This is a genomic window from Bacillus sp. CBEL-1, from assembly GCF_004348885.1.
Classification (GTDB): Bacteria; Bacillota; Bacilli; order Bacillales; family Bacillaceae_H; genus Priestia; species Priestia aryabhattai_A.
Window position 1 is genome coordinate 482,977 of record NZ_SBIM01000013.1, and the last position, 13,875, is coordinate 496,851.

Genomic DNA, 13,875 nt, shown 5'->3' on the forward strand with positions numbered 1-13,875 from the left:
AAGAAAGCCCCCTATAAAAGGGGGTTTTCTTTACTTTATTTTATTGTGCTACTGCCGCTAGCTTTTCACGATACTTCTTCGTAACGTTTACCATCTGAGTTAAAGCATCGATTACCTGCTTTTCATTTCTTGTTTTTAAACCGCAGTCTGGATTAACCCAGAACTGTGCTGGATTTAATGCTCGAAGGGCACGGTCAAGATTATTTGTCATTTCTTCAAAGCTTGGAATGCGAGGGCTATGAATATCGTAAATACCAAGTCCAATTTCTTTATCGTATGAATATTGCTCAAATGAAGAAATAATATTGCCATGACTTCTTGATGCTTCAATTGAAATAACATCTGCGTCTAATGCAGAGATTGTATCAATCATATCATCAAACTTTGAATAGCACATATGTGTATGAATTTGCGTTGTATCTTCCACTCCTGTTGTTGCTAAACGGAATGCTTCAACAGTAGCCTTTAAATAAGCTTCTTGCTTTTCAGCTCGAATTGGTAAGCCTTCTCGCAGAGCAGGTTCATCCACTTGGATCATATGAACGCCCGCTTCTTCAAGCGCTTTAACTTCTTTTCGAATGGCCAATGCAATTTGATTCATGCTTTCATATTTCGAGATATCTGTGCGTGGGAATGACCAGTTTAAAATCGTGATTGGTCCTGTCAGCATTCCCTTCACAACTTTTTCTGTTAAGCTTTGTGCATAGACAATTTCCTTGACTGTCATTGGTTCGACTAAATAAACATCTCCGTATACCACAGGTGGTCGTACGCAGCGAGATCCATATGATTGAACCCAACCATTTTTCGTTGTTAACATACCACCTAAACGCTCACCAAAAAATTCAACCATATCTGTACGTTCAAACTCACCGTGAACCAGCACATCAATTCCAATTTCTTCTTGAATCTCGATCCAACGCTTTGTTTCTTCCTTTATAAATGCTTCATACTGTTCGTTTGTTAACTGACCTTGTTTCCATTTTAAGCGCTTCGAACGAACCTCTGCTGTCTGTGGTAAGCTCCCAATTGTTGTAGTTGGTAATAGCGGCAAATCAAATTTTTCTTTTTGCAAACGCTGACGCTCAGCTACAGAAGCACGTGTTACGGCTTGTTCATCAATTTCTTCTAGCTCTGCTCTCGTTTTCGCATGAACGCGATTTGCAACCTTTGAAAATGCCTCAATCTCTTGCTGATGTGCTTTTACTGCTTCGCTATTCCCATTTAAAAGGTCTTTTAAAAGCTCTAGCTCAGTAAGCTTTTCTTCAGCAAAACTTAAGCCAGCTCGAATATCAGCTGCTAGTTCTTGTTCAGTTTCTACCGTTACAGGAACATGAAGCAGTGTACTAGACGGCTGAACAATTACCTCTTCTTTTCCTACTAATTTTTGTAATTCACTTACAAGCGCAGCTTTTTCAGCTAAGTTACTTTTCCACACGTTGCGACCATCAATAACGCCTGCAAAAAGCTTTTTTCCTTTTGGAAAGCCGTTTGCTTTTATCGCTTCACTATTTTTTCTCTCATCATGTACAAAATCTAACCCAAAAGCTTTCACAGGAAGGTTCACAACAGATTGATAATTATCCAATGCTTCAAAATACGTTTGAACGATGAGATTAGCACCCGGCACTTCCTCTGAAACGCGTTGATAAAATGCTTGAATTTCTTTCCAGTATCCCTCTGCTTTGTTCGTCACAAAAATTGGTTCGTCGATTTGAATCCATTCTGCGCCTGCTTCATGTAATTCCTTAATGACTTGAATGTAAAGCGGAGTTAATTGAGCGAATAAAGTTGATACTTCTTCCGACTTAAATCCTTTACCTAATAAGATGAAGGTTGCTGGTCCAATTAGGAACGGCTTACCGTTAAGTGCTAATTCGTCCTTTGCTTTTTGCCAATATGCTAACGGTCTGTTTTCATTTAATACTGGCTTTACGTCAGTAAACTCTGGGACAATGTAGTGATAATTGGTATTAAACCACTTAGTCATTTCACACGCCTCTGCTTCTTTATTCCCTCTTGCCATTGCATAATATGTATCAAGAGAAGATAGATTTTGCTGTTTAAAACGGTTTGGAATAATATTAAACATAACCGCGGTATCAAGCATGTGATCGTAGTAACTAAAATCACCTACTGAAACAAAATCAATCCCCTTATCTTTTTGAATACGAAGTTGATTAACATATAACTCATGAAGCTCGTTGTGCAACTCTGCTTCTGTTAACTCCTGCTTCCAATAAGACTCAATTGCTTTTTTCCACTCTCTGTTTCTACCGATTCTTGGATATCCAATTGTTGCTGTGTTAATTGTCATTTCAATCTCCTCGTTTCGTCTATTTTTCTGCAATAAAAAAACTCTCTTGAAAGAGAGTTAGACGACAGCTTTAAGAAGTATTGAACAACATATACTTTTGTTTCAATACCAAGCTAATCACCTCTCCCTATTACGCGTAGGTTGTGAGTGCAAACAACAGGCAGGTCTCCTGACTTAGAATCATCGCTTATTATCACCTTCCCATTTCATAAACAGTGGTTTACTGATAATAAGCTCCTCTTTACAGTGGCGCGACCGTGTCGGATTTTCACCGATCTTCCCTTTTAAGCTAAAACAAGCGTCTTAGCACCTCTTGCATGAACATATTCACTTTATACACTAATTCCCTTTCAGAAAGGAATTGAACATAACGATACATGATTTCGATAATTAAATCAAGTCTGATTTTTCTAATTTTTATAAAGAATACGCTTTCATATAACTAAGCTTTTATAGAAAATAAAAATAGCAGGCTATAGGTATATCCTATAGCCTGCTTGCACGCTTACTTTGGTTAATGTTCATAAATCATCTTGCGGGTCATTCCACCATCTACAACTACGTTCGTTCCCGTTACAAAATCATTGTCTGGGTGCGTTAGATAAAGACACGCTTTTGCAATATCTTCTGGAGTACCAACTCGATTAGATGGATGCTGAGCATGATCAATATCTCGAAGTTCTTCATATTGCTGGGTCTCAATCCACCCAGGCGAAATTGCGTTGACGGTAATCTTGTCTGGTCCAAGTGAAATGGCAAGAGCATGCGTTAGCGCCACAATCCCACCTTTTGTAGCAGCATATGCTTCAGTATTTGGCTCTGACATAACAGCACGAGTAGAAGCTAAGTTTACAATGGAACCACCCATTTTGTTATTCCGCATCACTTTTGCTGCTTCTTTTGAGCATAAAAATACGCTTCGTAAATTAAGATTTATGATATCGTCCCATTCATCTAGCGTTAACTCATACGGAGACTTCCACTTTGTTATCCCAGCATTATTAACCAAAATGGTAAGTGAGCCATAAGCTGAAACAGTTTCTTTTATGAGGTTGATAACATCCTCTTCCTTTCTTACATCCGTGTGAATAAATATTGCTTGTGCGCCTGCTTCACGCAGCGTTTTGGCATGTTTATTCCCTTGTTCTTCATCAATATCTGCAATCACTACTTTAGCACCTTTTTTGGCGTAGGCGCTTACCACACCTTTTCCAATTCCACTTGCGCCACCGGTTACCACAACAACCTCACGTTCAAATGTCAAAGTTATCCCTCCTCTATACTTAATTCATTCACCTTTTTCTTCTGGTTGAAACAAGTGATCCGTTACAAATAATTTAAATGTATCGCTCGTTAATTTGCAGCCAGATGCTTTTGGATGACCTCCACCGCCAATGTGACCAACGATTTCAGCTAAATTAATCTCATCTTTCACCGCTCGAAATCCTAATTTTTCTCTTCCCATATCAACCATTACTGAAAAGTCGATTTCTTCGTGCTCTAAACATAATGCATTTCCCAGCTCTGACTGATAGGTGTCTGCGAAAACAATCCCTACTTTATATTTTTGCTCGGCAATCTCTACTTCTGCTTGCATCATTTGCTTTTGCTTGTCATAAATATATTTTTCAATTCGCTTTTCTTCCGCTTCAAGTAAAATTGCGTGCTTTTCTGTAAATTCAAAGCTTTGACTGGCATCCTTGTAAGATGCTTGTAATGTTTCATAAATCGTATCTTTAAACTCTTCATGAGAAATTAAGTAGTAAAGGTGATTAAGTCTTTTTGCTTTTTCATTTTTCTCGTGAAACCAATCCCATGTATCAAATAAGCGTACGAGCTCTACGTATTCATCCATCATCTCCGTACGTTCTAAGAGATTATTTTCTAGTAAATATGTATAAAAAAGCGAAGTAGCTGCTGTTTTCGTTCCATTCTGATCTTCTGGTATCACATGAACCCAGTCGTATTTTTCAGCAAGCGGAAGTGCAGAAATATGATGATCAATAAGGGTCACTTTTTGACCATTTTTCACAAGTTCATCCAGCTTAGCTGCTACTTCATCGTTTACGCTAATATCCGTTATGTATAAGTCTTGACCGTCGTTATCTTCTTCTATAAAATGTAGTACCGTGTCATTTATGCGTCCGATTCCTACCGTATCGTAATCAAGGTTCTCATCACCAAATGCTAAGCGAGCTAATAAAGCTGGGCTTACGCCATCTAAATCATTATGTGAAATTAATTTTACTTTTGTCATCAAAAAAACTCCTTTAAATCGTTATGAATTACTCATTCACTTTAGTATGTGTGAATCTTTTTTCATTATAGCAAGGAATGAAAAAAATGCGTACATCCTCACTTTTCATAAGAATGTACGCACAACATTCACGATGCTTGCTTCCTCGCTTTTTCTTTTGATTTCTTCTCATATGAGTCTACAACAACAGAAGCTGCAGCATCCCCGACGATATTAACGGACGTACGGAACATATCAAGAATACGATCAACTGCAGCAATTAAAGCAATTCCTTCAACTGGAAGGTTGACCGCTGCTAGTACCATTGTTAACATAATCATCCCGGCTCCTGGAACACCTGCAGTACCAATTGATGCAATTGTAGTTGTAAACATAATTAGTAAAATTTCACTCATACCGAGATCAATTCCATAAAATTGTGCAATAAATAGGGCTGCAACACCTTGGTAAATCGCACTACCGTCCATATTCATTGTGGCTCCTAACGGTAATACAAAGCTTGCTGTTTCTTTTGAAACGCCAAGGTTTTCCTGAACGTTTTTCATTGAAACTGGTAGCGTTGCACCACTGCTTGCTGTACTAAAAGCGACAAGACCGGCTGGTGCAATTCCTTTTAAAAAAGTAAAAGGACTCATTCCAGCAAAGCCTTTAACCGCAAGAGAATACGCAACGAGAAGCTGTGTTAAGCAGCCTAACGCTACGGCAATAATCACCTTAGCAAGAGGTGCTAAAACAGCTAAACCGTATTCACCAATAATCGGTGCTACCATTCCAAAGATACCGATTGGTGCAATGACCATAATACCACTTGTAATTTTAAACATGACTGTGGAAAAAGATTCAAATAGCTTTTGAACTGGCCTTGCTGGCTCTCCTACAAATAAAATCCCTAGACCAATTGCAATTGCCATAAAGATAATTTGGAGGATATTCCCTTCCATTAACGCTGCAAATGGATTTTCGGGAATCATGTTTAGCAGCGTCTCCGTGATCGTTGGTGCTTCTCCACTAGGCACAGTGGCTCCTTGGGGTAACGACACGTTAGCTCCTGTACCAGGTGCTAAAATTACGGCATATACAATACCAATTGTCACAGCAATTAATGTTGTAAAGAGGTAAAAAACAATCGTTCGTCCTCCCATACTAAAAAGCTGCTTCGTATCTTGTAAACTTGTTACGCCCACAATAAGCGTCGTTAAAATTAAAGGCGCCATAATAAATTTAATGAGCCTTAGAAACAAATCGCCAAGCGGCTGCACGACAGACATCTTATCCCCAAAGATAAGACCGAGCGCAACAGCTACGACGAATGCTACTAATACCTGCGTTAGTAACGATGGTTTCTTCATAGTTGTTCTCTCCTCATAATGATATTCCCGCTATATCCCATCGCCTTAACTGCTACGCAGCAACTCCCCTTTTTTTGCATATTTATACATATTTTGTTTACTGCATATTATACACTTTCGGTTTATCACACTACCATCTTATTCTCCATAAGGACACGTGTCAACCCTCAAAAAACTAAAAAACGAACGAAAAATAACTAATAATCATTTTTGTTCGTTTTTTTAGATTAATCAGGAGAAATCCCTTTGAAAAAGATATGTAAAATTTCCAAAGACTTATTTTTATCGAAAGAAGCTATATCATTGGGAGATAGCTGATCTATCTGTGTTTTTAAAGCTTGAATATAAAATAAAATTGTATCAACAGATAATTTTGGATTAATTTCTCCTTTTTGCTGGGAAATCTTAATAAACTTAATCAGTAGAGGCAACAATTGTTCCGTATAGAAAGATTGAAACCATTTTTGCAAGGGTTCGTCTTCCAGAATTAACTCTTGCAAAAATTGAGGATTAATTGTATTAAAAGACTTTGATTTTTCAAACATAATATTCTTTAGTTTTGTTTCAAACTTTGAATTGCTTAAAAGGAGCTGTTCATATAATTCAAACTGTTTCTTCAGATAAGCCTTTATTGTTTCTCGAATAAGCTGCTCTTTATTCTCAAAATGATTATAGATGGTTACCTGGGATACTTTTGCTTCTTTTGCAATTTTAGCGATATTCATACCGCTTGGACCAAACTGATTAAATAGTTTTAGCGTTGCGCTTTGTATATCTTGCTGTTTTTTCTGCTTTCTTCTTTCAAATCCATTCATCTTTACATCACCAAGCTTATTTTATCAAAAATATGAAATACATATAAGCAATTATTTCAAAAAGTATTGCAAGTTATTTCAAATCAGCATACAATAATTTTGAAATATTTTATTGTTAATATTTCAAAATTACCTTTTCACACAAAGGAGTTAATATGTATGATTCATTTAGAAAGCTTAACCAAGCAGTTTTCAAATCAAAAAGGCATTTTTAATGTTTCACTACATGTAAATGAAGGTGAAGTTCTTGGCTTTTTGGGCCCTAACGGAGCAGGAAAGTCTACTACTATTCGTCATTTAATGGGATTTATCCAACCAGATCAAGGGAGCTCTTTTATCAATGGGCTTAATACATGGAAAGAAGCCAATAAAGTTCAAAAAATAGTAGGTTATCTTCCTGGAGAAATTTCGTTTTTAGACGATATGACCGGCATGCAGTTTTTAGAATTAATGACGAAAATGAAAGGGATAAAAGACATCAGTTATCGAACCTATCTCATTGAGCTTCTTCAGTTTGATCCGACGATTTCCATTCGAAAGATGTCTAAAGGTATGAAGCAAAAGGTGGGGATTGTTACTGCTTTTATGAATCGCCCTAACGTTTTAATCTTAGATGAACCAACATCTGGTCTTGACCCGCTCATGCAACAGATATTCATTGATTTACTCGTTGAACATAAAAAGATGGGCACAACCACCTTTATGTCTTCTCACATTTTTTCAGAGGTTGAAAGAGTTTGCGATAAGATTGTCATTATTAAAGATGGAAGAATTGTAAAAGATGCACCTATTGAAGAGGTTCAAAGAAATAAGCGCAATACGTTTATTGTAGCAGTCTCTACTCCTGAAGAAGTACAACGTATTGTTCATTCTCACTTAGATGCAACGCAGCTTGGAGAACTTGAAGTACAAATCGCTGTAACAGATTCTTTCCATGAGTTATTTCAGCTGTTATCTGACATGAACGTAACAAACTTTAAAAGCAAGAGTGAAAGATTAGAAGATTTATTTATGAACTATTACCAAGAAGGGGGAAAATCAATATGAACGGACCCTTACTTACAACGATGCTAAAAAGTCACGCAAAATCCATCTTAAGCTACACGCTAGGTTCCACTTTTTACTTGTTGCTCATTATTTATATTTATCCTTCAATCTCCCAAGTAGAAGGACTAAACGACCTTATAAAATCAATGCCAGAGAGTTTGTTAAAAACATTTGGCATTGAAAATGGATTATCGTCTTTAAGTGATTTTATAGCTGGTGAGTATTACGGCTTATTGTTGTTGGTATTGCTGAGTATTTTTTGCATCTTAACATCTGCTTCTCTCATTGCAAAGCTTGTTGACAATGGTTCTATGGCATACCTTTTGTCAACTCCAGCTTCACGAATGACCGTTGTTCTTACTCAAGCTGTTGTAGGAGTAATTGGATTGTTTATTATTATTTTTATAACAACAGCTTGTGGCATTATTGTCACAAAGTTTTTCACATCAATAAGCGAATTTGATATGTGGGGATTTGTGAAGATGAATATTGTTGTCTTTTTATTATTTTTCTTTATTTCTAGCTATTGCTTTTTATGTTCAAGCGTATGCAATGAATCAAAAAAAGCTTGGAGCATCCCAACAGCTATCACACTTTTATTTTACGGAATTGACCTTATAGGTAAACTATCTGACAAGCTGGAATCCCTTCGCTACGCTTCAATTTTCTACTATTTTAACCCAATTGAAATTGGACGTGGAAACGAAGATATTTTTGTCACTTGCTTGCTATTTGGAATAGCTGGTGTACTTCTATATACAATAAGCGCTTTCTTATTTTCCAAACGCGACCTGCCTTTATAAAAAAGAGTTTGAGACATAGCAAAATGCTTGCTTCTAAGAGACGAACAATAGCTGTTCGCATCTCTTTGGTTTGTCTAAACAAGTTCGTTCCATTGGGCTATAGCCTACTCGCTTTCCGCGGGGAGGGACCTGAACTTTCTCGCTGCGCTGCGGAATCTCAGGTTTCCTTCTATTTCCCGCAGGCGTCAAATGCCCTATGCTTCATTCCATCCTGTTTCCAAACTGGTTTTTCCTAATCAACAAAAAACCTGAATGATTAAAAGTGGCAAACTCTTAATTATCCAGGTTTATCGTTGGCTGAATTACCTATATGCCAGCCTCTTTTTTTATCCTGCCTTCATAGGTATATTGCGATCTTGTTGGTAAATGTCATAAACTAAAAAACTAAATGCGTAGTAAAATGCAATGATTGCAATCGAATCTGACATAATATATATAGCTCCCAAACCAATTCCGACAACTAACGTCTGAAGGCTTAAGCGATCTTTTTGAAACGCCAGCTGTGACATGAAATAACCTAAACCAATTAAAATAGCTAATAACCAGCTATTTTGAATTTGCAAAATATCATGAATATAGATATAAAGACTTGGAAAATACACTAGCGTTTCTACTATGCTTGAAGTTCCACTATATGTAAGCCACCACTTGCGTTCTCGGTTCGTTTTTGGGACTGTTGCTTCAATTGAAGTCGGCATCTCCTGTTCCATAAATACCGTTTCTCCATGATCTTTCATCCATTGAAGCATAACCGATAATACAATAAATCCTAAAAAGATAAGCAATAATAAGTACTCAACCCAAGCTGGAAACATATTCTTCTGCTGTATGGTATCCAGATATACTGTTTGAAGTCCCCACTTCTCTACAGGCAGCGCATAGTATAGCATAATGACTGCGTAAAGAAGTAAAATGAGCACATAAAAAAACGACTGTTCTTTATAGTACCGAACTTTTTTCTCTTCAGATATTATTCGCCTGACCATAATACTTTCAAAGTAGGGACGAACAATACTGATAATTACGACTAAACAAGTAAATGCAATCATAAACCGCTTTAATCACCTTTTCACTTTTCATTATGTAATCAACTTTCCGTATGGTTCCTTATACAAAAAAGCAGCTATTCTTATCAATGGTTTCCTTTTCCTATAGTATCAAATATATGAAGTTATTTACAATGAAAATATTATGTGGAAATTAAGTTTGCCATGTTTATACCACTGATTGTAACCATTGGGGACCCACCTCCTGGATGAGTTGTTCCACCGACAAAATAAAGGCTTCTTACGTCTTTTGAAACGTTGCTAGGCCGAAGAAAGCTGTCCACTTTCCGATTAGCACTAATACCGTAAAGAGCCCCTTTGTACGCTCCAAATTGCTTTTCAATCCAGCTTGGGTTGATGATTTTTTGACAAGCTAAGGTAGATGTAATATCGACACCAAACCTTTTTAGCTTTTCATATATAACTTGTTCATAACCATCATCATTAGTCACTCCTGCTGGTGCGTTAACAAGAATAAATAAGTTATCACCAGGCGCTACGTTTTTATCTGTATAAGAAGAATTACAGATGTAGATTGTTGGATCTGACGGCAGCTGCTTTTTCTTAAACAGTTCATAGAATTCGTTTTTATAATCATCGGAAAAATAAACTTGATGATGAATAAGCGAATCATTTCTATTCTTTGTTCCAGCTAAAATAACATAAGCAGAAATAGAAGGTTCAAATTTGCTCACCATCTTGTTTGTGAAATGGGGACGGTCCGCTTCATCTACGAGAGACGGATAAGCTTGCAGTAGGTCACCATTCACAATAACGGAGTCTGCAGGCAATTTTTCACCGCTCTCAAGCTCAATCCCTACTGCCTTCTTATTCTCCACCTGTACTTTTTTAACTGCTTCATTTAGTATCAAGGTCCCTCCTGCCTTTTGAAACACTTCAGCAAATCCTTCAGCAATCCTAGGATTCCCCCCCTTAACATAGTAAACTCCTTCATTCATCTCTAAATGGCCAATCAATGAGAAAGTAGCAGGTGAAACATATGGTGAAGAGCCTATATACGTGGCGTAGCGGTTAAACGCGTTAATCACATTTTCATTGTCAAAAAAACGTCTGTGAAAAGAATCGATTGTTTCAAATGGCTTTACTTTAAGAAGACTCGTAAACAAAGACGGATTCATATAATCTTTCCATGATGAAAACGTTCGATAAAAAAACTCATCTTGTGCGATGGTATAGAGTTTTTTAACGCTTTTTAGGTATTGCTCATAGTTCTTTGCCCCTTTAGAATCTATTTGTTCCAGCTGGTGAATCATCTTATTTCGATTCGTTGTCATCATAAACGTTGAACCATCATTAAACCAATTTTTTGTATGATCATTTAATTTCATTAGAGGCATATAATCGTCTGGATTTTCTCCAGCCTCTTTAAACACTTGTTGAAAAACGTGTGGCATCGTAATTGTGTTTGGGCCAAAGTCAAAAGAATATTCTCCTAGCTTCATTGGCATCATTTTGCCGCCTACATGCCCATTCTTTTCAACAATTGTAACGTCAAAACCTCTCACTTGTAACAAAACACCCGCGGCTAATCCTCCTAAACCAGCTCCTACAATGATAATTTCCTTCATTTATAATGCCTTCCTTTCCATTGATAACCTTTGTGCTGGACGCTTTGTTTCATCGAATGGTTCATTAAGAATAGCAAGGTAATAGCAGAGATGGGCATCGTAATAAACAAATACCATTTTTGCTTAGCTGCTAGATCAATAAGTAATCTTTGAAGAAAAAGAAGCAATAATGGCAACAGCAAAAGTACCTGTTCAGACACAATACCATATAAAAATAGCGGTACTGGAAGAACATAATAAACAATAAAAAACACCATGAGAGCAACGAGTTTATTAAGTGATCGCCCTAACCCTGTATACACATTTTTTGCAAAACCATTCCATACCTCATCATCTTTTTCATACATGTAGCAGTTGACATGAGACGTTACGTTAGCCAAAATTACTTTTTCACCTTTCTCTTTCAGTGCTCTTGCAATATGCACATCTTCGACTAACGAACTCTTAACGGCTTCATGTCCTCCTATGCTTTCATATGCTTCTCTTTCAAAGAACATAAACGCCCCGTGTGCTGCAGTTGCAGCTGGGTATTTCCCCCCGTTTGCAATGATGGTTGGTAAATACGAAAACACTACAACATGCTGAAGAGGAACTAGGAGCGATTCCATTCGTTTCTTTACCGGAAATCTTGGAAAGCCCGTCACTAGCTTTGCTTTCTTTTTTTTAGCTAAGGCTAATACGTGTTGAATTGTATCCTTCTCTAAAACAACATCTGCATCAATAAATAGGTAGTAGTCACCGCTTGCTCGTTTTGAAAGCTGATGACAAGCGTGTACTTTACCAACCCAGCCTTCCTCTAAAGGCTTTCCTTCTATAACAGAAAACCTCTTATCACATTGTATTTCTTGTTCCAAAAGCTGTCGAGTTTGATCTGTCGATTGATCATCTAAAATAATGACTTCAATGCGCTGATAAGTAAGTCCTTTTAATGAACGTATGATGGACTTAACATTTCGTTCTTCATTACGCATAGGAATTAAAATAGAAACAAGTGGATCAACTTTGTTTTTGTTAAGCTGGTAGCTCGCTAAACGTGGCATCGTAAATATGTTAATAATGGTACCTATTATCATTATGATAAATAAAGCGCTATAATAAATCATCGCTTCACCTTCTCTTTCCACCAAGTTAACCACTCACTCAACGTTTTTCTCCCCGCCATAAACACGTCAAAAGTGGAAAGATCCTCGCTAACAAGCTTACTTTTAATACTATCTAACTCAGCAATTACAGCCTGTTCTAGCTTATGCGTTAATTCACTTCGACTGGTTTCTGTATTTACTTCTATAGGTTTACCTACTTTAATAAATAGCTCTGGACGCTGATCATGACGAAAACTATAGCAATATGCAATTGGAATGGCTTGTACACTCTTTTCTTTTAACATGATAAAAGCCGGGCCGTCTGAAAATTGCAGAGGTCGCTTCTCTAAGTGTTCTTCCTTTCCCTGAGGAAAAATCCATACGGATTTTTTTTCTCTTAGCAATTTCCTGGTATACAAAAGCGATTTCATAACATGCTTGGGCGAGGATGGATTAACGGAAAATGCTCCAATTTTTCGAAAGAATGGAAAAGAATTCATACCTTCTTCAGACATCATTGCGTAGCTATCATGCTTAAGTAACACTCGATTTATATAAAAGCTAATTAAGCCGTCCCACCAGCTTGAGTGGTTGGCAATAAATAGAGTCGGTTTATTATTCTCAACTGCTTCCTCCATATCGATGTAAATACGATAAAACTGCTTTTTCAACTGATAGTGTACAAACAGCTGCAAAACTCTCTCAAATCGTTTGTCTTTCTCCGGATAAATCATATTCTTTTCTCCTTTTGGTATAAAACAAAAAGAATGCTATATGGAATTAACGTCATAAGCACAACTAACCACAAACCGTTGACCGCTGCCACAATGACAAACATCATAACAATGGCACTATATAAAACCACCATTCGACTTTCCCACTTTGGCTCTTCTTTTTTTTCTAAAGCCTCTAGCCAGAAGTAGAGGATAAGTTGAATAAAAAATGAAAGTATAAACCAGCCTGAGAAATTAGAAAGTGGAATATCATAATAAAAGCTGTTTCCTTCCCATACCCAGTACTGTTTTACTACATAGGCCACTGGGTCAATCGCTAAATCCATAATAACTGCAAATATAGATGAGATTGTTGCGTATACTAGCGCCTTTACAAGATAAGGTAATTCCATTCTTTTCATAATACCAAGTGCAAGTACACGGCTAGTCACAATTACCATTAGCCAAGCTGAACCAATTGTGAGCGGTACACCTAAAATTTTGGTACCAAAATCTTTCTCATATTCATATGAACCAAATAAAAAGTCATAGTGTACACCTAAACTTTCTATAACAATGGTTGCAACCATCACGAAGATTGCCACGAGCAGCGCCGTCACCATCCGATATGATTTTGCCATATAGATAAAAGCAATTACGCCACTGACATGTAAAAACACTACGTTTGCCCATTCAAGCCATGGCGGTAACCAATTAAAAGCAAGAAGAACAACTCCACATATGTACCAAATAATAAAAAATTGATAAATCTTTTCTGTCAATCTTTTTCCTCCTCTCAGTTTCTTTATTAACTGTAAAATGTAGCTAGTCGCTACTAAAGAAAACTTTTTTCTTTT

The 13,875-nt window shown here is 37.0% G+C and carries 12 protein-coding genes and 1 riboswitch; of the genes, 2 read left to right on the forward strand and 10 right to left on the reverse strand.

The genetic code is table 11. The features are described 5' to 3' along the window. Nucleotides 1-40 precede the first annotated feature (40 nt). The 5 genes from metE to EPL02_RS12440 all read right to left on the reverse strand — a co-directional run bounded on the left by metE (nucleotide 41) and on the right by EPL02_RS12440 (nucleotide 6,738). The gene (metE, locus tag EPL02_RS12420; protein WP_131887882.1) at nucleotides 41-2,317 is read right to left on the reverse strand and encodes a 5-methyltetrahydropteroyltriglutamate--homocysteine S-methyltransferase; all 2,277 of its coding nucleotides are present in this window, start codon (nucleotides 2,315-2,317) and stop codon (nucleotides 41-43) included. Nucleotides 2,318-2,459: 142 nt separating this feature from the next. Beyond that, nucleotides 2,460-2,646: riboswitch (cobalamin riboswitch) on the reverse strand. Nucleotides 2,647-2,831: 185 nt separating this feature from the next. Then, nucleotides 2,832-3,581: a glucose 1-dehydrogenase gene (locus tag EPL02_RS12425; RefSeq protein WP_131887883.1), complete on the reverse strand. Its 750-nt coding sequence runs from the start codon at nucleotides 3,579-3,581 to the stop codon at nucleotides 2,832-2,834. Nucleotides 3,582-3,605: 24 nt separating this feature from the next. After that, a complete protein-coding gene (locus EPL02_RS12430; RefSeq protein WP_131887884.1) occupies nucleotides 3,606-4,574 on the reverse strand; it encodes a DHH family phosphoesterase in 969 nt (322 codons plus the stop codon). 128 nt (nucleotides 4,575-4,702) lie between these two features. Beyond that, nucleotides 4,703-5,923, reverse strand: a complete 1,221-nt coding sequence (locus EPL02_RS12435) for a dicarboxylate/amino acid:cation symporter (protein WP_131887885.1) — start codon at nucleotides 5,921-5,923, stop codon at nucleotides 4,703-4,705. Between the two features lie 227 nt (nucleotides 5,924-6,150). After that, nucleotides 6,151-6,738, reverse strand: coding sequence for a TetR/AcrR family transcriptional regulator (locus EPL02_RS12440; RefSeq protein ID WP_131887886.1), 588 nt, complete (start codon nucleotides 6,736-6,738; stop codon nucleotides 6,151-6,153). A gap of 159 nt (nucleotides 6,739-6,897) precedes the next feature. On the opposite strand from EPL02_RS12440, the gene EPL02_RS12445 reads away from it, so the two are divergent. Further along, complete coding sequence (locus EPL02_RS12445) at nucleotides 6,898-7,785, forward strand: ABC transporter ATP-binding protein (RefSeq protein ID WP_094910397.1); 888 nt, start codon at nucleotides 6,898-6,900, stop codon at nucleotides 7,783-7,785. Then, nucleotides 7,782-8,588 (forward strand): ABC transporter permease subunit, encoded by an 807-nt coding sequence (locus EPL02_RS12450; protein ID WP_131887887.1) that lies wholly within the window; start codon nucleotides 7,782-7,784, stop codon nucleotides 8,586-8,588. The genes EPL02_RS12445 and EPL02_RS12450 overlap by 4 nt, the downstream gene beginning before the upstream one ends. 326 nt (nucleotides 8,589-8,914) lie before the next feature. Here the strand turns inward: EPL02_RS12450 and EPL02_RS12455 are convergent, their stop codons facing one another. The 5 genes from EPL02_RS12455 to EPL02_RS12475 form a co-directional block, all read right to left on the reverse strand. Continuing rightward, the gene (locus EPL02_RS12455; protein ID WP_094910399.1) at nucleotides 8,915-9,637 is read right to left on the reverse strand and encodes a hypothetical protein; all 723 of its coding nucleotides are present in this window, start codon (nucleotides 9,635-9,637) and stop codon (nucleotides 8,915-8,917) included. Nucleotides 9,638-9,777: 140 nt separating this feature from the next. Further along, complete coding sequence (locus EPL02_RS12460; protein ID WP_131887888.1) at nucleotides 9,778-11,223, reverse strand: phytoene desaturase family protein; 1,446 nt, start codon at nucleotides 11,221-11,223, stop codon at nucleotides 9,778-9,780. Next, the gene (locus EPL02_RS12465) at nucleotides 11,220-12,347 is read right to left on the reverse strand and encodes a glycosyltransferase family 2 protein (protein WP_286175426.1); all 1,128 of its coding nucleotides are present in this window, start codon (nucleotides 12,345-12,347) and stop codon (nucleotides 11,220-11,222) included. Before EPL02_RS12465 ends, EPL02_RS12460 begins: the two co-directional genes overlap by 4 nt. Next, entirely contained in the window at nucleotides 12,323-13,039 is a 717-nt protein-coding gene (locus tag EPL02_RS12470) for a lysophospholipid acyltransferase family protein (RefSeq protein ID WP_131887890.1), read from the reverse strand. Before EPL02_RS12470 ends, EPL02_RS12465 begins: the two co-directional genes overlap by 25 nt. Continuing rightward, on the reverse strand, nucleotides 13,036-13,800 hold the full coding sequence (locus EPL02_RS12475) for a carotenoid biosynthesis protein (protein ID WP_131887891.1): 765 nt from the start codon (nucleotides 13,798-13,800) through the stop codon (nucleotides 13,036-13,038). Before EPL02_RS12475 ends, EPL02_RS12470 begins: the two co-directional genes overlap by 4 nt. Nucleotides 13,801-13,875: the final 75 nt, after the last annotated feature.